Raw genomic sequence first — 18,546 nt, 5'->3', positions numbered from 1 at the left:
CATCGGCCTGTCGACCTCTCATCGGGAAATGCTTCCGCCTTTACGGCATGCATTTTGACTCTGTCCAGAACCTCATGGTGAATGTTCTGGCAGGAGGGGCACCTGAAGTCAGCTACTTCAGGCTGAGCAGGAAGGCGATCAGGTCACGGAAGTCGGCCACTGTAAGAGACTGCTCGAGTCTGGTCGGCATCAGCGACTGGTCCGAGATGCGATGATCTTCGATCTGATCCTCCGGAATGCTGATCGTTTCGCCTTTGGAGGTAATCAGCTGCATCTGGCCAGGTCCGCGGTTGATCCACAGTCCGGCCACCGTCCTGCCGTCAGCCGATTGCACCAGATGCTGGGCGTACAGAGGTCCGATTTCGCGAGACGGTTCCAAAATTGATTCAACAAGTTTCTCGCGAGTTGAGCTACGGGCAATCTGGGAGAGGTCCGGGCCGACGAAGGCACCGCGCCCCTGGATCCGGTGGCAGGTACTGCAATTCGCCTGGCTGCCAAAAAACACTCTGCGGCCAGTATCAACATCGCCGCTCATTTCCGTCGCTGCCTGCCATTGAGCCAGCGTTTCGGGACGCGACTCGCTTTCACGTTCATTGACCGGAGATGTGGCACGTTGGACCTCCAAGTTGACGCTTGGTGAGGGATCACCGAGCAACTGTCGAAGCGACTCCCCGGCCCCTCGTCGCCCCAAGCCCCAGACAGCTTCGGCCCGCAGTCGCTCTGGTTGGCTCTTGTCATTCGCAATCTTCTTCAGGACGTCATTGATCGACTCGCCGGGGATATCGATCAGGCCTCGCACTGCTTCCAACCGCAAAGACTCATCACCAGAGAAGCTGATCTCGATTAACTGTGGCGCCAGTCTCTGCCGGTGTGAAGAACTCAGCATGGCGGCGGCCAGCTGACGGACTGAAGTCGGTCGAGCGGGATCAAGCAGAAACTGCTCCAAGACCTTTCCTCGGGCGTCTTCATAGACAGTTTGTGCCACCGGTCGTCCCTGGCGGGATGCCGCTGGATCGGCGAGGAGCTCGGTCGCGCCAAGATAGGCTCGAAACACTCGAGGTGACGGTGGAACTTGAGTGAGGGCTGCTTCCATCTCCGATTGCAGTTCCGTCAGGCAGGCTTCCCCAATCCAGGCGAGGGCGATAATTCGAACATCGTCTGAGGAATCTCGTAAAGCACGGACAAGAACTTCCCGTTCATCGACCTTGATCGTCGGGCTCAGGAATCTCCCCGCCGTGCCTGTCCAGTCTTCTACTGAACGTCGTAGCGCGAGCAACGCTCCAGCGCGGAGTGCTGGGTCTTCTGATTGAGTGGCCATCAGAACGCGATCACGAAATACCGGTCTTGCTGCCCGGTGCATCGCGGTGCTTCGAAGAAATGGATCATCTGAAGCGAGTGCGGTCAGCAGTTCCTTCTGTTTGACCTCAGTCGCGCCATCGCCAAGCAGGTCGTTCATCTTCTGCTGAGAAGAATTGGGAGTCCATTCTGTTGGAGCAGGAAGAGGGGCTACTGTTTCTACGCCTTCTCGAGCCCGAATTCGCCAGATCCGCCCCTGTCCGTGAACCGGATATGAGGCATTGACCCAGTCGGTGACGTAAATGTCACCCGAAGGGGAAGTGGCAATCCCCACTGGGCGGAAAAGCTGTCCTCCTTTGACAAAAATCTCCGAATTGGAAGCAAATGAAGCTCCACGCGGCATTGGACGATAAAGCTCCAGTTGATGTTCACCCCAGGATGTGACAACCATCGCGTCCTGGTAGCCTTTGGGGAGGGCCGCTCGATCAAGTCGGCAGATGCTGCACGGTGCCTCGCCTGTTCCCGACGTCATTGGAAGCGTTCCTGGAAGTTCCCCCTCCCAAGCCTGAAATGGATGCTGCCCATGACGTCCCAGACGGTAACGATATCCATAGTCGCCACCAGCAATGATGTGGAGCAGTCGACATGGCGGGCGGCCATCAGGGTCGTTATCGGCGGCAAAGAGATTTCCACTGCGATCGAATTCCAGGCCAAATAGATTCCAGGCGCCGCGTGCCACGAGTTCCACATGGCTGCCGTCATAACGCGAGCGAAAGACGTTCGCCCCATCCCCGCCGCTCCCTTTCCATCGGGATCCGTCGCTTCCCAGCAACGTGTAATCCTCGCCGAGATTTTCTCCAGTCCCAAGGTACAGCCAGCCATCCGCTCCAAAGGCGATTCCACTCAGGCCGTTGTGCGGATAACTCGCCGTCGTTTCAAGACGCAGCACTTCCGTGAGTCGGTCGCATTGACCATCCTTGTCGTCGTCATGCAGGATGATGACGCCGTTGCGATGAACCAGATAAAGTTCTCCGTTCGGCGAAAACGCCAGCGTCATCGCATGACGGAAGCCTTCCGCAAAGACAGTGGGCGGGCCCAGCGTCCCATCTGCTCTCATCGTGAAACGCTTCACCACATCTGAATCGCGTCCCTTGTAGTTTTCATTCGGCTCATGAGTGTGCGACTCGACGACGAAGAGACTTCCACTACTGTCAATCGCGAGGCCTATCGGAGTGACAATGTCTGGTTCCGCCGCCATCAATTCGATTTCCAGGCGGTCATCACTCAATTTCGGGATTGCAATTTCTGCTGCAGCTCCCGAGCAAGTTAAGAACGCGAACCCTGCGTAAACGCACACTGGGCTGAAAAAATAACGATATGGGTTCATCACGAAATCCCCAACCCCGATAAGAATTTTATTGAATGAAAACTCGAATGATTGTTCTCTCCGACCGTTTTTGGCAGAAGTGTACAGATCCTCGCGGATAAGTGGCGTCCAGTTTTACTGAAGATTTTGCGGTTCTTACGTTAATTTAATCATTTTGCAAGCCATTAAACTTCAATGGCTTGGGACGAATTGACCACTAGAACCAGGCGTTGAGTGTCGGCGAAAGGGCGATTGGCAGTGGGAAGAGCAGTGGAAGAACTGCTGACAATCGTGTCCCCCTCGACGTTCTACCGTTGGCTGAAGGAAGAGGGCACTCCCAAACGGAAACAGAACCTGAAGGGAGGCCAGCGGAAGCCCAGAGAGATCCGAGAACTCGTCATCCAGATTGCGACGGTAACCGGGTTTGGATATTCCCGGATTCTTGGTGAGCTTCGGAAACTGGGGATTAAAAAGATCAGCCGGCAGACCGTTCGGAACATTCTCAAGGAGGAGGGGATTCAGCCTGGTCACGATCGAACCAGCGACTCCTGGTCCAATTTCCTGGAACGCCACAAGGAGACTCTCTGGGCGACCGATTTCTTCAGCGTGAAGACCGTGACCAGACGAGGACGACGGGACATGTATGTGTTGGTGTGGCTCTGCGTCTCGACTCGAGAAGTGATCGTATCGGAGTCGACCGAGCATCCCACGTCAGCCTGGGTCTGTGAACAGACACGAAAGTTCATTGATGAGACTGCCGGACGGGAGCACAAGCCCGATATTGTGATGCATGACCGGGACACGAAATTCCGCCGCGAATTCACGGAGACCCTTTGATATCGATGAAAGAGCAATTGCATTTGGGAGCGGGATTTTCCAGTGTGGGAGTGTCCCAACCTTTTTCTCACAGGAGAACCGCGTCATGCTCTTTCTTGGTATCGATCAACATGCCCGTCAGCTGACTGTTTCATTGCGTGACCAGGGTGGCGACGTCCTGCTCGCTCGTCAGGTCTCCACGCAGCCTGAGAAGGTCCTCGAGTTCTTCGATCAGCTCACGCGAAGTTGTGCTCAGCGGGATGAACAGTTCATCGCGGTCGTCGAAGTGTGCGGGTTCAACGACTGGCTGATTCGGATGCTGCGGGATTACCGGTGCCACAAGGTCATCCTCATTCAGCCGGAGGAACGCAAACGCTGCAAGACCGACCGGCGTGATGCAGCGGCTCTCAGTGAACTGCTGTGGGTGAACCGGGATCGCTTCCTCGAAGGCAAACCCGTCCGCGGGCTGCGGCAGGTCAACATCTGCAGCACCACTCAGCAGGAGAACCCGCAAGCTCAGCACGCTGCGCAAAGAAGCGGGTCAGGCACAAACCCAGCTGGTCAACAAGATCAAGCACATCCTCCGGCGACACAACCTGCAATGGGAGCTGCCGACGAAGACCTTTCCCACCGTGAAGGCGATTGCCTGGCTCCGAGAGATTTCATTACCCCAGATCGATCGACTGGAGATGAACTTCCTGTTAGCCGATCTCAAGCAGATTCAGGAGAGACTGCTGGAACTGGAGAAGCTGATCGCACAGCGAGGACGTGATAACCCCAATGCCCAGCTACTCAAGACCATGCCGGGGATCGGCGCGTTCACAGCCATCTCGCTGGCTGCTGGGATCGGCGACGTCTCACGCTTCCCTCGAGCCAGAAGTCTCGCGAACTACTGGGGACTGACTCCCGGCTGTCGCAACAGCGGCGAGAACAACCAGCGGCTGAAGGAAAGCTCGATCACTCGCCGAATGCGTTCGACCCTGCGTGATGTCCCCGCTATCGCGTTTGATTGCCCCAGTCAATGGGTTTCCGCGGGGGTCAAACGGGTTCACCGCCGCAAGCGACGTCCACGACAGCGGTACAGAGATCAGCCGCTGATCATCGTGGTAGAAATACACCCGCTCCTCACCCCAGTTCTGGCGAAACGCCACCAACCGAAACTCACGGCCGGAGAAGGGATGAAACGGATGCACCACCTGAAAAGTTCCACACGCACCATCACAATCCGGTGCAATTGACAACGTGTGTAAATGGGCGCTGCGAGAAGTTCATTGGCACGATCAAATCAGAGTGCCTTTCAAAATTCATCATCTTTGGTAAGCAGCATTTGGGCCATCTCGTCGCGGAGTTTAGCGACTATTACAACCGGAACCGCAGCCACATGTGTCGCCAGCGACGATCCGGAAGAAGTCGAGACGCTGCGACTGGACGAGATCGAAGTGAAGTGCTTTGTCGGTGGACTCGTCAAGGGCTTTGAGCGTACCCGGTGAAGAAGGCCGACGGAACGGACACGTATTGCTGGCGGAAGGAAGAGGTGCAGGCCATCATTGAACACTGCAATACGGAGGAACTCCACGGGCTCCAGAATGTCGTCATCGGACTGGCTGGAACCGGCCTGCGGATTTCAGAGCTGGCTTCACTTCGTTGGACGGACGTGGATCTGGGAAAAGGGATGATCACCCTGACCGACGAAACCGCGCACAAGACTCGCGGCACCCGCGAAAAGCGGACGACCAAATCGGGCTATAGTCGCTCGTTCACTATCCAGGACGAACTGCGGATCGTGCTGGAACAGCTCACCCATCATCTGGATGGCAAGGTCTTCCACGGACCGCTGGGAGGCAGGATCAAGGCCGATACCGTCCGGCGGATCCTGATCCGCGATGTTCTGACACCATTGTCTTCCCGGTTTCCGTCACAGGGAGACGATCCTGGGTTCATTGATGGACGCCTGCACTCATTCCGACATTACTTCTGCTCGAACTGTGCGAATCGAGGTGTGAAGGAACGGGTGCTGATGAGCTGGCTCGGACACCGCAACAGCAAGATGGTCCACCGCTACGATCATCTGCACGACGACGAATCCCGTCGTCAGATGGAACAGGTGAAGTTATATTGAAAGCAGCATCATCCGGAGCCAGCGTGGCGCCGGGAAGTTTTTTTTGAAGAGGTTTTTGAGAAAGAGGGAGACAACCCGCCCCACCTCCGATGAGAACCAAGACACCCACTCAGGACCGTCCCCTTGATCCGCTCTCACCCTGATTGGCACAGTTTCGGCACAGTCGACTGTGCCAATGAGAACTCCCCACTGCAAACCCTGATTTTCAAAGGACTTGCAGTGGGGAGTCTGAATCAAGCGGAGAGAGGGGGATTCGAACCCCCGTACCACTTTGACATGGTAACAGCATTAGCAATGCTGCGCAATCGGCCACTCTGCCATCTCTCCAAACCATTTCAGGTTAACAGCTTGCGTCTCTTTTGCGGTTGTGTCAAACCTGTAGTTTGACACCAAAATTGACACCACGTAGCCTGAATTGGACACTCCACAACGTTTTGAGTGAGGTGGAGTGATGGCAAAGTCTAATGATTCCCAGACATCTGGCAAGCCAGCAAAGCCAGATCCGGATTTTCCCCTGTTTCCACATGCCAGCGGACGTTGGGCTGAGAAAATCAGGCAGTCGTTTCATTACTTCGGGAAGATTTCAGAGGATCCCGACGGCTCGGAAGCCCTGAAGCAATTCAATCGTCAGTGGCCGTATCTGTCCAAAGGCTGAAAAGCTCCCCGGGTGTCTGATGACAACTACTGCACAATCAGGGCTCTCTGCAATTGTGGCGTTGAACTGGCCTGACGCCCCTGAATTACTTTAGTGGGCAGAAGAGAACGAAGCTTCCGCAACCGCGATGAACCTTCATCGTCATCACCTCAGAGAAACACAGCGAGCCTCGATTGCTGCAAAGTAGGCGACGATGACTGTTGGTGCCACAAAGGGAAACCAGAGAGCCGTAAAAAACAGTTCCGCACAAGTGCCGAATAGTTTTGGGCAGACTCAAGTCTGCGTTGCGGATGCGGCCAAGCTCCTGAATGTGAGCGAGCGTTCCGTGACATCAGCCCGCAAGGTGCAACGTGATGGCATTCCTGAACGTGTCCGATTTCGGACACCTCAACCGGGCAAGGCGGAAATCATACCGCAATAGCAGGGTTCCGAATGCGACCCTATGACGACGTTGATGAGGATGGATTCGACCTGGAGATTCTCAGCCAGGGTTACAAGGAGAAGGGGGGCAGCGGAAAGCTGTACGACATCTACATTCCACCCTCAGAAGACCAGATCGATGAAGCTGCAGAAAACAACTGGCCAACCCCTGTTCCCCAACGAACAAGCGTTCCCGTTCTGCTCGATGAGGCTGGCAAGTGGATCGAGGACCCCACACCAGAAAACGCGTACTACACCAAGCACGAAGTGACCAACAAAATGCCATTTGCAGGCTTGCCGGGAATCACATAGCCGAAGCGGATGAACGATTCTCCCCGCCTGCCGATCTGGTGGGCGGGGGCTTTACTTTACGGTAACACCCTCACTCTTTGCCTGTGCTTCCGACAGAAGAATTTTGTCGTGGAATCTCTGAACCTTCCACCACCAAAGAGAAAACCCGGCTATGGAGAGTGACACTCCGGACCAGAATAAAATCTGAACGCCATCCATTAGAAACTTGTCGAGAGTCTTCCTTGCGTCCTGAATGGCTTCAATTTCCTTGAGAGAATTCCAGGCGTCTTCTGTCTTCTGATCTTCCAGAGACTTCTCATCGTTAAAGATGTGAAGTGCCAGATGGCTTTCGACTTGCTTCTGTGCCAAGAGGATTCGAGCTTTCTCTTCGACTTCACTCGAAGCTCCCTTGATCATCCCCCAGACAGATAGAGCGATCAGGGCAAGGCCGAATACGGCCAGGAATTTGTAGAGGTTGTCCGTAGGCAGCTTGAAATCTGGTGTCATGGTGATGGCTCCGTGAGAATGGAAGTCACCACGATAACGATTTCTGCTCCTCATAGGATCAGAATTTATCCCTGACCGATGCGGGACTGCTCTGGCTGCTGTGAATGCCTCTTCCAGCCCGCCAATTCGATCAGCTTCGTCACATCTACGGGATTCACTGATTCACAGGTTGCAGTCACAGATGCCCAAAGGCCGAATCCAAAAGAAGCTGCGAGAAACCACGGAGCATGTGGGAGCTTGTGGCAAGCAAGATAGAAGCTACAAGCCAGAGAACCAGCGCTAAGCAAAACATATGCGGCAACTACGAAAGGACGCATTTTTGCTGCCTGACGCGAGAACGAACTGGACACACTGACTCCTTGGTGGGAACCACCGCGACGCGTTAAGGATTTGTCCAAGCCAGTCATTCAGCCTGGAGTCGCCCCCGGTCAAACCGGGAACAATCAAAACGAATCGATCAGTACGGTTCCCCTTTCATTTTGAACGCCAAGAGTCAGCAGGATTGTAACCTAAATAGCTCCACATCGTTTCCGGAGCGTCGTTTTCGATTGGTGTAGGAACAAAAACAGGCTTGGTCTACGTTGGGGAGGTGTACCACCACTTCCCTTTCGAGGAGTCAAGCCATGGATGGCAGTATCCAGCTCACAGCTCAGGAACGCAAGATGCTTTTGCAGGCCTATCGCTCTGGAGCCGATCTCTCCACTTCTCGACGGGCTCATATTGTTCTGCTCCGGGCCCAAGGCCTGACCTGGCAGCAGATCAAAACCGTGCTGTTTTGCAGCTTCGACCTGATTTCGACCACGTTGAAATTGTTCACGCAAGGGGGAGTCGCTGCTGTTCTGCAAAAACCGTCTCCGCAGCGTTCCTTTCCAGTCTGGATGACACAGGTCCTGCGGTGGGTCACTCAGTCCACTCCCCGGGATTTTGGATATTTCCGCTCCCGCTGGTCCTGTGAAACGCTCGCTCACCTGCTGGCGTTTGAAACCGGCCTGCGATTGAGCGGAGAAACGATCCGCCGGGGACTGCATCGGCTGGGCTTGGTCTGGCGTCGCCCCCGTCCAGTGGTCGGCCCGGTTGATCCCCAGCACGCTGAGAAATTTCAGGCAATCCAACATCTTCTGAAGAATCTTTCCCACAACGAAGTCGCCGTCTTTCAGGATGAAGTGGACCTGAATTTGAACCCCAAGATTGGCAGCATGTGGATGAAGAAAGGTCAGCAGGCCGAGGTGGTCACGCCGGGGAACAATCAGAAGTGCCATGTGGCAGGCTCGCTGATCTGGGGGACGGGAACACTGCTGGTGAGTCGTCCCTGCTGGCGACGAAACACGGTCCAGTTCCTGGCCCATCTGGACGACCTGCGTTTCCGACTCAGGAGCTTCCGGAAGATCCATGTCATCTGTGACAACGCCAAATTTCATGACTCGAAAGCGGTGAAAGCCTATCTGCAGAAATGGAGTCACCGGATCGAAGTCCATTTTCTTCCCAAGTATGCTCCGCAGTCGAATCCCATTGAACGAGTCTGGTGGCACCTGCACGAGACGATCACGAGAAACCACCGCTGCCAGACCTTGGAAGAACTGATTGACCAGGCGTACGAATGGTTCGAGGTGAATAATAATCACTACCTCGACATGCGACACTCCTTCGCCAAAGCCGCTTAAAACTCACTCCGAGGACGTGGAGGTCCTATTTAGAAAACGCCTATTGAAATAGCAATTCGACAACAAAACGCTCAAGACTCGCCCACACTGTTTGCTTTGCGTTGAGTCGTCTACCTCCTTTTTGCAGGCTCATTGAAGCACTCGCCCGGATGGTGGATCTGTCCGGGCGAGTTTGTGTTTGGGGGTTCAATTGAAACCGCAGTTTTCGGCACTTCAGACGCGTTGCGTTGCAGGGATGACCTGAGAGACGTTCCACAGAATTGGATTCTCCCGAATTTCACTTTTTCCCTACGGCATCGAGCATACGCTTAAACTCATCGAGGTTATGTCTCGCGACATATACGTACTCGACTATTGCCCTGAAGAATTGATCGATCGGATGAACGAATTCTGGCTGAACTTCATCATCACTATCGTGAGACCCCATGTTGCCAAGCATGCGGAGGACATCCGTCATTTCTGCAAGTCTGTCGGGGATTTCTCCGCGATCTGACAGCGTTTGCAAGGCCTTTTGGAGCGTAGTAGATTTGATTCCCCGATCGTTGCAAACTGCTTCCAATGACCGGCGAATTTGGTTCGCAAATCCGTTTGGGGAAAGTCTTTTAATTTTCGCAGCTTCAGAGTATCGCTGTCGAATTTTTTCTGGAACGCACATTGCAAGTCCTTTCATTACAGGATATTGCAGTGTGTTTGAACAAGCTGCGTTGAAGGGAGTTTCAGCGGGGTCTAGACGCGAGTGATGCTCTGCTTCATACAAGAGGGGGCGATCACAAGTCAGGCATTTCATGAAGAAGTAGCATGTCCACAAGGCATTCGTTTCAAAATCGTCGCATGTATGATATCTGCCGTACTCCTCCTGAGGAGCCGTATTTCCGCAGTGGGGGCAATGGCTGATAAAAGTAGACACAACCGTTTCCCTTTGCTACTTCCCGTCTGGAACGATCACCGTTTCGCTGATTCGAACTGCTGAGCTAGTTTCCAGGTGCCCATCCGAGGGTTTGAAGGCAGGTGTGCAATCGGTTCAATTTCACAGTCTCCTTGTCGTCCAGCCAATCGTCAGCACAGAATTGATTGATCACGCTCGCAAACGCCCTTGCGTGAAGTAGACGCACCTGTTCTTTTGCTAGGCCAAGACGTTTTCTCTCAGCGATAATGAATTGGATTTCTTCATCAGTAATTTGCAAGTCGGCAACGACGGCCTTCAATGAGTCCCAATATTCGCGGATTGATTGTACTGATGGATCTACCTGCACTTCAGAGACATGACCGACTCTCGAAGATCGGTTCTTCCCACAATTTAATGGCTTGCTGATTCTGGGAGCAGCTTGAGTTTGCCGCAGAAGAACAGGATTCTTGTTCGGTAGTTGGCGAAGTTCCTGAATCCTCGGGCGGCGGATTTCAGGGACTGAATGATGCTGTTGAACCCTTCCGCTGCGGCGTTGCTGATCTGGTGGCGGAACCAGCTCAGGATGTTGTCGATCCGCTTTTTGATCATCTTCGCCACACGCTTGATCGGCTTGAGTCGGCAACGGATGGCCCAGCTGAACCAGGTCTGGAAGAACTCGTCCGCTTCCTCCGCACTCCGGCAGTCCCAGAACCAGCGGAACTGTTCTCGAATGGCCCACGCCCGAGCCGTCTTCAGCTGAGCACCTTTGATCTGCTCGAACTCCGCTCGCTTCTGCTCACTGAGGTTCTCCAGGTTGTAAAGCCACAACGAGCGTGTCCCCTTGAGCGTCTCGTCCTGCTCTTTCATCAGAGACTTGTGCTCGGCTCGCCGGACCTGATCGACAGCCTCGTTCAGATGCTTGGCGATGTGGAACCGGTCATGCACGACTTCTGCATCAGGAGCATGAGCATCCACGCTGTTCTGATACGCCTGCCACATGTCCATCGCCACCGCTTCGATCTGTTCCTTCTGCTCCCAGGAGAAGGTGTTCCACAGCGTGTCGGCTGCGGTTTCGTCACGTCCGGGGGAGACTTCCAGGACTCGGCTGCCATCGATGTCGGTCATGATAGACACGTAGTCCTGCCCCTTCAGAAAACTCTTCTCATCCAGGCCGACATGCCTGATGTCTGTCAGGTCTCGAGTGATCAATCCCCGTTCGACCGCTCGGTCCATAATCCGTTGCACGCTCATCCAGCTCAGCCGCAGATGAAGCCGGGCCTTCTCGATGCTGCTGGCCACCTGCAGCAGACGAACGGCAAAGGCTTCGAACACCAATGTGAACCGTCCGTGCGGCTCGGCCCAGGGGACTTCAATCGTCTTCACTCCGCAGTCGGGACACTCGGTGCGAGGGATGCGAGCGGTGAGAAGGGTCTCGAACTGCATGGTGTCCAGATGCCGCCAGGACCGCTGCGGAGCATGATCCTTCAGCGGCCGCACCGCCGAACATTCCGGACAACAGACTGCTGCTCCCGGCACATGCTCAATCTGAATCTGAACCCGCTTCTCCTCCAGCGAGAGATCGACATCCACCACCCGCCAGGACCGGTCCAGCCCCAGCAACAACCCGTAATGCTCAGAAAGTGTGTTCATGAACAACAGCTTCCAAAACTGACCACACTCCCGCCAGATTCAAACAACCTCACCCACAAAATTCCGGGAAGACCCCGAAGATCTGCGATTACATCGATTAAGGCCAAACTGTGAAGAGCCAGGCAGAGGGCTATTCACGAAGCTGTCTAGGAATTTATAACTGCTCCGACGAGTTAGGTCGTCGTAAGTCCTCAGGTTCTGAGACTCCATTTCTCTGAGGTATTGGCGGAGAAGCATTCCAGAAGCCATGGCATCATGTGCAGCGACATGCGAAGCGGCATAGTCGATCCCGTGAAGCTTGCACGCATCCTGGAGTTTACATCTCGAACCAAGGCCAAGAAGCGGGCGCATATACATCAGGCAGAAATGTGGCGGTTCATGATCGACGCCCGCGTTGGACAGCTCGAAATTCAAGAATTTGATATCGAAGTAGACGTTGTATGCCGACACCACGCACCCGCTGAGAACATCGAGCAATTCCCCGGCTATCTCATGGAATGACGGAGCATCCTTCACATCACTGTCAGTGATTCCATGAATCTCTGTTGCTGACACTTTCCGATGAGGATTGACCAGAGTATCGAATACGAGTTTGGGTTTCTCGCCTGGATCGACCCTCACAACTGAAACTTCAATCACCCGGTCTGCACCTGCCGTGAGTCCGGTAGTTTCAAAGTCGATAATGGCAACTGGTGTTTCGTGGATTGAATGGAATGAAATGCCCGCACTCATGATTGGCCCTTTCTGGATCGGATTATTTGCGTCCCTCTTTGGCAATTCGTCTCAGGTGATAGAGAACCCACGCTGAGACTGTATTGAAGCCCTCAGAATCGGCGGCGATACGGAACGCTTCCTGGTCCTCCTCCTTGCACCAAACGTGCAAAGCTGGTCCCCGTGTCGTCTCAGTCTTGGCGGCTTTCTTCTTCATTCCATCGTTCTACATGGCGAATGCATACTGAAGCAACTTCGAAAACACTATGGAAATCCACCGAAGTTCCCGTGGATATCCAACGAGGCCCCAAAATCATTGCCTCACCGCTGGCTGGTTGTGCGAGAACCCCAGCGACGACCATCAGAATGCTCCGGGAAAACCCGGTTTCTTGACCCGCCTTCCTTTCGCTCGCACCGAATCGGAATGGCGGGTCCTTTCTTTTCACGGATTCGGGATTCGCATGATTCCATCTGAGGAAGAAGTCAGCCGCACATTCGAAATGGCTTCCCGCACCTCCTTCTCACTCGAAGCTCGCAGGTGGACTGGCTGGGGTGGTGTTCAGCGTTGAGTTTCGAAAGAATCGCCCGTCAATTCGCGATTCGCTGGGTTCCACGATTGGAAAATCATTTTAAATCTGATAATCAGATATCAACAAACTCCCATGGGAGGCCAGCTGGCTTCTCCTACCTGCTCATGACTCGGAAGGAACGAAATGGAAACCAGAATTTTCACACTTGCCGTGGTGGTTTTGTTCCATGGAGGTGTTCTCCTCTCCGGCGCCAACGCTGAGGAGGAGCAGGATTCCAAAGGAGTCAAGCATCGCGTCATTGTGTGTGAGTACAGCGGAGCGAATCACCGCCTCGCCGAGTTTGATGAGGAAGGGGCCCTGACGTGGCAACATCCGTTCCCAACCGCTTCTGTCTGTTTTCAGATTGCCCCGAATGGAAACGTTCTGTTTGCGGACGGCGGCCACCCGGGGCGCATTCAGGAGGTGAATCGGGATCATCAGGTTCTTTTCGACTACCAGTCCAAGTGTGAGCAGGTTCTTGGATTTGATCTCTTGCCGTCGGGAAATGTGCTGCTGGCCGAGCAGGGGCCGTGTCAGGCTGTCGAGGTGGATCGAGAAGGGAAAATTGTCCGGACGGTGCCGATGTCCACGACCGAAAAGGTGGCACATCTTCAGACCCGTTGTATACATCAGCTCTCCGACGGACATGTCCTGGCAGCTCATGAAGGGGAAGGGGTTGTCCGCGAGTACGATCAAGCTGGCAAAGTTGTCTGGGAGTATCCGGGAGTGACCCAGACTTTTGAAGCCATCCGGCTTGCGAACGGCAACACTCTGATTGGATGTGGAACCCAGAAGCGGATTATCGAAGTGACGCCTGAGAAACAGATTGTCTGGGAACTCACAGCGGCTGACATTCCGGAAGTGAATCTCAGCTGGGTCACCGGACTGCAGGTGCTTGAAAACGGAAACGTAGTTGTGGCAAACTTTCTGCGAGGTCAGGAAGGACGCGGGGCACATGCTTTCGAAGTCACGCGCGATCAGCAAAAGCGGCTCGTCTGGAAGTTCGCCAACCACGATCTGATCAAGTCGATCAGCATGGTGCGAGTGCTGGATGCAAAGTAGCTTGAATGTTCCCCGAAAATTCCCCAACCTTTTGCTGGAGGTCACTTGATGCACTGTTCCCGAGTCTGCATTCCTGTCCGGGCGGGTTCTTTGTTCTGCCTACTGAACTCTGTCTTTGCCTTCATGATGGGGGGAGCGCTCTACGCGGAAGACGTTAAACAGGGAGCAGCAAAGACCATCGATCTGGGCTCGGAAGTGGCTCTCGAAGTCGTCTACATTCCGCCGGGCCGCTTCAAGATGGGAAGTACAGCAGCCGAAAAGGAGTGGGCTGTCGGCCAGGATGGGGGAGCCTTATTCTCATCCGGGGGCGGGGTCCGGGAGGGCTATGAAGGGGAGCCCCGGGAGATGCAGGTCAAGGAGGGATTCTGGATGGGACGGACCGCTGTCACGGTGGGTCAGTTCCGCAGGTTCGTGGATGAAACCGGGTACATCACCGATGCCGAGCAGCCAGGCGGCAGGACGCAGTGCTTTGATCAGAACTGGAAGCCGAATATCACGCACTCCGGTGAGCCGCCTCATCCCTGGACCGATATGGACGACAAGAGCTGGCGCGATCCGAACTATGGTGTGAAGCAGGAAGAGAACTTTCCCGTCGTGTGCGTGAGTTACAACGACATGAAAGCCTTCTGTGCCTGGCTGACCCAGAAGGAGAAGGAGGCGGGGAGACTCCCGGCCGGCCACGTCTACAGGCTTCCGACGGAAGCGGAATGGGAATATGCCTGTCGCGGTGGTCGCCAGGACAGCAGCTTCTACTGGTGGGGGGACAATCTCGAGGATGCCAAAGGGAGGCTCAATATCTCCGCCATCGATTTTCTTCCCGGAAAAGATTATGTCTGGACCGGAGCGAAGCTGCCCTGGAGCGACGGGTATGCCATGGCCTCTCCGGTCGATCACTACGGTGAACGGGGCCGCAACGGTTTCGGTCTCGCGGACATGTGCGGCGGGGTCTGGGAGTTCGTCATCGACCACTTCGACCCGACCGGCGGTCACGAAGAGGTGCATTACCTCGACAAAGAACAGAAGACCGTTGCGAACCCCGTCTGTCGCGGAGGGAACTATTATGATGTTCCCGGCAACGCGCGATGCGCGGTGCGACTTGGCATTCTGTCGGTCACTTATTCGGATTCCCGGGACGGCTTCCGCATCTGCCTGGGCAAGCCCCGTTGAGAGGAAGCGTGACCGAGGTCGTCACACAACTGCGTGAGCACCCAAGTGTTTACCAAAGCAGAAACGCCAGCAGGACAAGGCTGCTAGCGTTTCTGCTTTATCTTGGAATGTCTCGTCGCGAATGGTGACGGACCGGGAGCTCAGAATTGAGCTGCTGCTGTACTACATGGTATCCAGCTGAAACTGCAGCTTGTTCTCACCACTCTTGATTGTCGCGGATAGGCCGCTGGTGGCTGACTTACCATACTTCTTGGGGAGCTTCACCACTTTGTCTTTTGGCAGCGGAGGGAGATGCGGAGGAGGAGCAGGCAGCGGACCGACGGCCACCTTGTAATCGCCGACAGGAATTGCCTCGGAAAACTGAAACTTCCCGTCTTCGACGACAGCCGTTGCACCAACTCCATTGCTCTCGTTCAATAGCAGGACCGTGCCGGAGACAAGTGGAGCCGATCCAAACTGCACGGTTCCTTCGACTTTGCCCGACTCAACGCGGGATCCGCTGGAACCGCAGCCGGCACCAAGCAACAGACCTAACGCGAGAATGCACTGCAAGTGGCGCATGTCAACCTCTCCTGAAACTCAAAGAATGACGGCCTGCACGAATTCGGTTCAATCGACTTGAACACCCACAGATTCTCAGACGCGAACAACAAAGGATTGCTCCCGCTGCCGCAACGGGAGCAATCCTGAACCAAACAACTATGCCTTCAGGTACTCGTCATAGTGATTGCGGTAAGGCTTGTTGACGAGCGAACTGAGTTCCGGAGCGTTGGTGACTTCCAGCTTCTCCGCATCCCAGAGCAGTTTGCGGCTGCTTCCCTTGGCTGCGTCAGCGATCGCCAGGTTCCCCAGCAGGATGGTTTCCGTCAGCGGGCCGGCGTACTCTGCGAAGTTCGAAGTTGCCTTCTTGCGTTCGCCGGTGACTGCCTGATGGAACTCCGTGAAATGACCCGGAGACTTCTCGAGGTCGATTTCCGGATTCGGAACTTCTTTTCCGTCCTTGTCGATCAGAATCCACTGATCGCCGTAGTCGCCCGAGGAGTACATCGTCAGGTCTTCACCAACGATGATCGCTCCCCCCTTCGAACGGAACTTCTGTCCGTTCAACAGTGATTCATCCGGCAGATTTCCACCGTCGTACCACCAGACCGGAAGGATCCCCTCACCTGACGGATGAGCGAACTCGAAGGCGATCTTGGAAGCCTGTGGGAAGCTGTCCATGTTGTGACCGGTGCAGGTCGCTTCGATCGACTTGGGGTTTGCCAGATTCAGACCAGCAAACGGCATGTTGAACGTATGGCAGGCCATATCGCCCAGTGCTCCGGTTCCGAAGTCCCAGTAACCGCGCCAGGCAAACGGATGGTATCCCTCAGCGTAGGGACGTTCCGGAGCTGCACCCAGCCACTCTTCCCAGTGCACAAACGGGGGAACCGGGCTGGAGGCGGGACGAGCTCCCCCCTGCGGCCAGATCGGTCGGTTGGTGAAAACGTGAACTTCCTTGACCTTTCCAAGGCCTCCCTGCTGCAGGAACACAGCGCTGCGGCGACCGCTTTCATTTGCTGTCCCCTGATTACCCATCTGAGTCGCTACGCCGGCAGCCTTGGCGATCTCCTGCAGGCGACGCGCTTCCCAGACTGTGTGCGTCAGCGGCTTCTGCGTGAAGCAGGCCTTGCCCAGCTTGAGTGCATGGGCCGTCGCGGGAGCGTGCATATGGTCGGGAGTCGAAACCGTCACGGCATCGATCTTGTCTCCCATCTTGTCAAACATTTCACGGTAGTCGAAGAAGCGAGCAGCGTTTTCAAACCCGGGACGGCTTCCGACCTTCTCGAGCGTGCGATCATCGATATCACAGACGGCAACGATTTCACCATGAGCTGCAGCATCCGCGGAATCGCTTCCCCCTTTGCCTCCCAGGCCGATACAGGCGTATCGAATTTTGGCATTCGGCGACCTGTCTTCGCCTCGCGCAATACTGCCTCCAACCCAGACCGCCGCACCCAGAGATGCAGAGGTCGCCATAAATTCACGTCGACTCGCCTGTTGAAACATGAAGCACTTTCTTTCGAAAAAGAGATCAGAAAAGTGAGGACAAACGTGGGGGATCAGAACAGATCTGCGTGAGACCGTGTTGGCTCGTGCGATCGTCCTGACCAAGGTGCGAATCAAGGGAGGTCATGTCAGAGTGCTTCTCCCCCGGCGTGCGAAATCGCAGACCGGGGAAGAAGGCACACTCACACTATTGGTCGAGCAATGTCTTCAATTGAATCGGAGCTCCTCCCTGCTCATGGCTGCGATCCGCAGCTTCCATGAACGCGAGGATTTCGAGTGTTTCCTGTGGATCGATCGGAGCTTTTCCGGTCTTGAAAAATTCAACGACTTTCTCCAGCAGAAGGTCGTAGTTCACGCCGAGGGGGCCGCCGACAAACTCGTCACTGCCGTACACCATCGCGACGAACTCATTCTTCGGCAGGCGGGTCCCGCGGAACGTTCCAATGCGTCCGCCCGGCCAGACACCGATGGCAACTTCCTGTTCCGGCGTGCGGATGCAGGTGACAGATTCGCACCCGGCTCCCATGAACGTGAAGACGGTTTCGACCCCGTGAATTCCATACCAGAACTGAGTCGGGTGATGAGGTTCGGTGAAGCTGGGGCCGCAGGCTTCACATCCGTAGATTTGCTTCTGGTCTTTCCACTTGACCGCTTCACGCGTGTATCGCAGAGAGGAAGAGGAGAAGCAGGGAACGTTGTTTTCCTTCGCCAGACGGAAGATCTCTTTGCCATCTTTCAGGGACGCTGCCATCGGTTTGTCAATGAACAGCGGCTTGCCGGCAGCGATCACAGGCTTGGCCTGCGCCAGGTGAACCCGGCCGTCAATGCTGTTGAGGATCACGACGTCCACCAGCCCCAGCAGTTCTTCGATACTGCCGACGATCTTGACCCCGTGCGAAGCAACCTGTTCGGCGTATTTGTCGACGAGATTGATGCTGTCTGGCAGATCCGGGCTTCCCCCTGGGAACGCAGCGACGACCCGCACCCCTTCCATTCCCGGTTTGGCAGGCACCGCGTTCAATGACTGCGTGAAAGCAGGAGCATGAGATGTGTCCGTCCCGATAATTCCAATCCGAATGACATTGTCTTCCGCGATCGCGGTCGGCCCATTCAGAAGCCCCGTTCCGAGGAACAGTCCGCACAGCAGTTTCATCAGATGTCGGCGACTCACAGTGAACTCCATTGATTGCAGCGGCAAAGCAGGTCTCCACTCGGAGACGTTTTTTTCAGGACTGACGCAGGGTACAGAACGGTTGAAGGAGTGCCCAGCGTCTACAGAAGGACTGGCGTCGCCAGTGCCCAGAGAAGCCGGTGATCATAT

At 55.1% G+C, this 18,546-nt stretch carries 17 protein-coding genes, 1 tRNA gene and 1 pseudogene; 9 read left to right on the top strand and 10 right to left on the bottom strand.

Annotation, left to right across the window (positions count from 1 at the left end; translation table 11 throughout):
- Positions 1–112 precede the first annotated feature (112 nt).
- Positions 113–2,683 (bottom strand): PVC-type heme-binding CxxCH protein, encoded by a 2,571-nt coding sequence (locus tag SH661x_RS13045; RefSeq protein WP_437222050.1) that lies wholly within the window; start codon positions 2,681–2,683, stop codon positions 113–115.
- A 231-nt stretch (positions 2,684–2,914) separates the two neighbouring features.
- On the opposite strand from SH661x_RS13045, the gene SH661x_RS13040 reads away from it, so the two are divergent.
- The 3 genes and pseudogenes from SH661x_RS13040 to SH661x_RS13030 all read left to right on the top strand — a co-directional run.
- Positions 2,915–3,499, top strand: a complete 585-nt coding sequence (locus SH661x_RS13040; protein ID WP_437222047.1) for a hypothetical protein — start codon at positions 2,915–2,917, stop codon at positions 3,497–3,499.
- Positions 3,453–4,250, top strand: a complete 798-nt coding sequence (locus SH661x_RS13035; protein ID WP_437222045.1) for an IS110 family transposase — start codon at positions 3,453–3,455, stop codon at positions 4,248–4,250. Before SH661x_RS13040 ends, SH661x_RS13035 begins: the two co-directional genes overlap by 47 nt.
- Positions 4,168–4,449, top strand: a pseudogene (locus SH661x_RS13030) (transposase); the annotation flags it as partial. The gene SH661x_RS13035 and the pseudogene SH661x_RS13030, both read left to right, overlap by 83 nt.
- Here SH661x_RS13030 and SH661x_RS13025 read toward each other — a convergent pair.
- Complete coding sequence (locus SH661x_RS13025; protein ID WP_437231196.1) at positions 4,336–4,629, bottom strand: hypothetical protein; 294 nt, start codon at positions 4,627–4,629, stop codon at positions 4,336–4,338. The pseudogene SH661x_RS13030 and the gene SH661x_RS13025 sit on opposite strands and share 114 nt — an antisense overlap.
- Before the next feature lie 77 nt (positions 4,630–4,706).
- Here SH661x_RS13025 and SH661x_RS13020 point away from each other — a divergent pair, with 77 nt between their 5' ends.
- Both SH661x_RS13020 and SH661x_RS13015 read left to right on the top strand, forming a co-directional pair.
- On the top strand, positions 4,707–4,955 hold the full coding sequence (locus tag SH661x_RS13020) for an integrase core domain-containing protein (protein WP_437222042.1): 249 nt from the start codon (positions 4,707–4,709) through the stop codon (positions 4,953–4,955).
- 9 nt (positions 4,956–4,964) lie between these two features.
- Positions 4,965–5,597: a tyrosine-type recombinase/integrase gene (locus SH661x_RS13015; RefSeq protein WP_437222039.1), complete on the top strand. Its 633-nt coding sequence runs from the start codon at positions 4,965–4,967 to the stop codon at positions 5,595–5,597.
- Positions 5,598–5,835: 238 nt separating this feature from the next.
- Here SH661x_RS13015 and SH661x_RS13010 read toward each other — a convergent pair.
- Positions 5,836–5,924: transfer RNA gene (locus SH661x_RS13010), tRNA-Ser, on the bottom strand.
- A gap of 760 nt (positions 5,925–6,684) precedes the next feature.
- On the opposite strand from SH661x_RS13010, the gene SH661x_RS13005 reads away from it, so the two are divergent.
- Complete coding sequence (locus tag SH661x_RS13005; RefSeq protein ID WP_437222037.1) at positions 6,685–6,984, top strand: hypothetical protein; 300 nt, start codon at positions 6,685–6,687, stop codon at positions 6,982–6,984.
- 51 nt (positions 6,985–7,035) lie between these two features.
- On the opposite strand, the gene SH661x_RS13000 is transcribed toward SH661x_RS13005, so the two are convergent.
- Positions 7,036–7,470 carry a hypothetical protein gene (locus SH661x_RS13000; protein WP_437222034.1) on the bottom strand — a complete coding sequence of 145 codons (435 nt, stop codon included), beginning with the start codon at positions 7,468–7,470 and terminating at the stop codon, positions 7,036–7,038.
- Between the two features lie 623 nt (positions 7,471–8,093).
- Here SH661x_RS13000 and SH661x_RS12995 point away from each other — a divergent pair.
- Positions 8,094–9,131, top strand: coding sequence for an IS630 family transposase (locus SH661x_RS12995; protein WP_437221960.1), 1,038 nt, complete (start codon positions 8,094–8,096; stop codon positions 9,129–9,131).
- A 277-nt stretch (positions 9,132–9,408) separates the two neighbouring features.
- Here SH661x_RS12995 and SH661x_RS12990 read toward each other — a convergent pair whose 3' ends face one another.
- The 3 genes from SH661x_RS12990 to SH661x_RS12980 all read right to left on the bottom strand — a co-directional run bounded on the left by SH661x_RS12990 (position 9,409) and on the right by SH661x_RS12980 (position 12,399).
- Complete coding sequence (locus SH661x_RS12990) at positions 9,409–10,038, bottom strand: DUF4145 domain-containing protein (RefSeq protein WP_437222031.1); 630 nt, start codon at positions 10,036–10,038, stop codon at positions 9,409–9,411.
- Between the two features lie 390 nt (positions 10,039–10,428).
- Positions 10,429–11,667: an ISL3 family transposase gene (locus SH661x_RS12985; protein ID WP_437222029.1), complete on the bottom strand. Its 1,239-nt coding sequence runs from the start codon at positions 11,665–11,667 to the stop codon at positions 10,429–10,431.
- 39 nt (positions 11,668–11,706) lie between these two features.
- Complete coding sequence (locus tag SH661x_RS12980) at positions 11,707–12,399, bottom strand: 3'-5' exonuclease (RefSeq protein ID WP_437222026.1); 693 nt, start codon at positions 12,397–12,399, stop codon at positions 11,707–11,709.
- Between the two features lie 692 nt (positions 12,400–13,091).
- Here SH661x_RS12980 and SH661x_RS12975 point away from each other — a divergent pair.
- Complete coding sequence (locus SH661x_RS12975; RefSeq protein ID WP_437222023.1) at positions 13,092–14,009, top strand: beta-propeller domain-containing protein; 918 nt, start codon at positions 13,092–13,094, stop codon at positions 14,007–14,009.
- 48 nt (positions 14,010–14,057) lie between these two features.
- Positions 14,058–15,176: a formylglycine-generating enzyme family protein gene (locus SH661x_RS12970; RefSeq protein WP_437222021.1), complete on the top strand. Its 1,119-nt coding sequence runs from the start codon at positions 14,058–14,060 to the stop codon at positions 15,174–15,176.
- A gap of 162 nt (positions 15,177–15,338) precedes the next feature.
- On the opposite strand, the gene SH661x_RS12965 is transcribed toward SH661x_RS12970, so the two are convergent.
- The 3 genes from SH661x_RS12965 to SH661x_RS12955 all read right to left on the bottom strand — a co-directional run bounded on the left by SH661x_RS12965 (position 15,339) and on the right by SH661x_RS12955 (position 18,396).
- Positions 15,339–15,737: a hypothetical protein gene (locus SH661x_RS12965; protein ID WP_437222019.1), complete on the bottom strand. Its 399-nt coding sequence runs from the start codon at positions 15,735–15,737 to the stop codon at positions 15,339–15,341.
- 138 nt (positions 15,738–15,875) lie between these two features.
- On the bottom strand, positions 15,876–17,225 hold the full coding sequence (locus SH661x_RS12960; RefSeq protein WP_437222017.1) for a Gfo/Idh/MocA family oxidoreductase: 1,350 nt from the start codon (positions 17,223–17,225) through the stop codon (positions 15,876–15,878).
- Between the two features lie 187 nt (positions 17,226–17,412).
- Positions 17,413–18,396 carry a Gfo/Idh/MocA family protein gene (locus SH661x_RS12955; protein WP_437222015.1) on the bottom strand — a complete coding sequence of 328 codons (984 nt, stop codon included), beginning with the start codon at positions 18,394–18,396 and terminating at the stop codon, positions 17,413–17,415.
- Positions 18,397–18,546 lie beyond the last annotated feature (150 nt).

This window comes from Planctomicrobium stercoris, from assembly GCF_051465655.1.
Classification (GTDB): domain Bacteria; phylum Planctomycetota; class Planctomycetia; order Planctomycetales; family Planctomycetaceae; genus Planctomicrobium.
Note: the sequence above shows the minus strand (reverse complement) of the source record. Positions and strands in the feature narration are given on the sequence as shown.

Excerpts from the sequence above, each read along its gene's own strand:
- SH661x_RS13045 (WP_437222050.1), bottom strand. The coding sequence starts at position 2,683 with ATGAACCCATATCGTTATTTTTTCAGCCCAGTGTGCGTTTACGCAGGG.
- SH661x_RS13035 (WP_437222045.1), top strand. The coding sequence starts at position 3,453 with ATGACCGGGACACGAAATTCCGCCGCGAATTCACGGAGACCCTTTGAT.
- SH661x_RS13005 (WP_437222037.1), top strand. The coding sequence starts at position 6,685 with ATGCGACCCTATGACGACGTTGATGAGGATGGATTCGACCTGGAGATT.
- SH661x_RS13000 (WP_437222034.1), bottom strand. The coding sequence starts at position 7,470 with ATGACACCAGATTTCAAGCTGCCTACGGACAACCTCTACAAATTCCTG.
- SH661x_RS12995 (WP_437221960.1), top strand. The coding sequence starts at position 8,094 with ATGGATGGCAGTATCCAGCTCACAGCTCAGGAACGCAAGATGCTTTTG.
- SH661x_RS12985 (WP_437222029.1), bottom strand. The coding sequence starts at position 11,667 with ATGAACACACTTTCTGAGCATTACGGGTTGTTGCTGGGGCTGGACCGG.
- SH661x_RS12980 (WP_437222026.1), bottom strand. The coding sequence starts at position 12,399 with ATGAGTGCGGGCATTTCATTCCATTCAATCCACGAAACACCAGTTGCC.
- SH661x_RS12975 (WP_437222023.1), top strand. The coding sequence starts at position 13,092 with ATGGAAACCAGAATTTTCACACTTGCCGTGGTGGTTTTGTTCCATGGA.
- SH661x_RS12970 (WP_437222021.1), top strand. The coding sequence starts at position 14,058 with ATGCACTGTTCCCGAGTCTGCATTCCTGTCCGGGCGGGTTCTTTGTTC.
- SH661x_RS12965 (WP_437222019.1), bottom strand. The coding sequence starts at position 15,737 with ATGCGCCACTTGCAGTGCATTCTCGCGTTAGGTCTGTTGCTTGGTGCC.
- SH661x_RS12960 (WP_437222017.1), bottom strand. The coding sequence starts at position 17,225 with ATGTTTCAACAGGCGAGTCGACGTGAATTTATGGCGACCTCTGCATCT.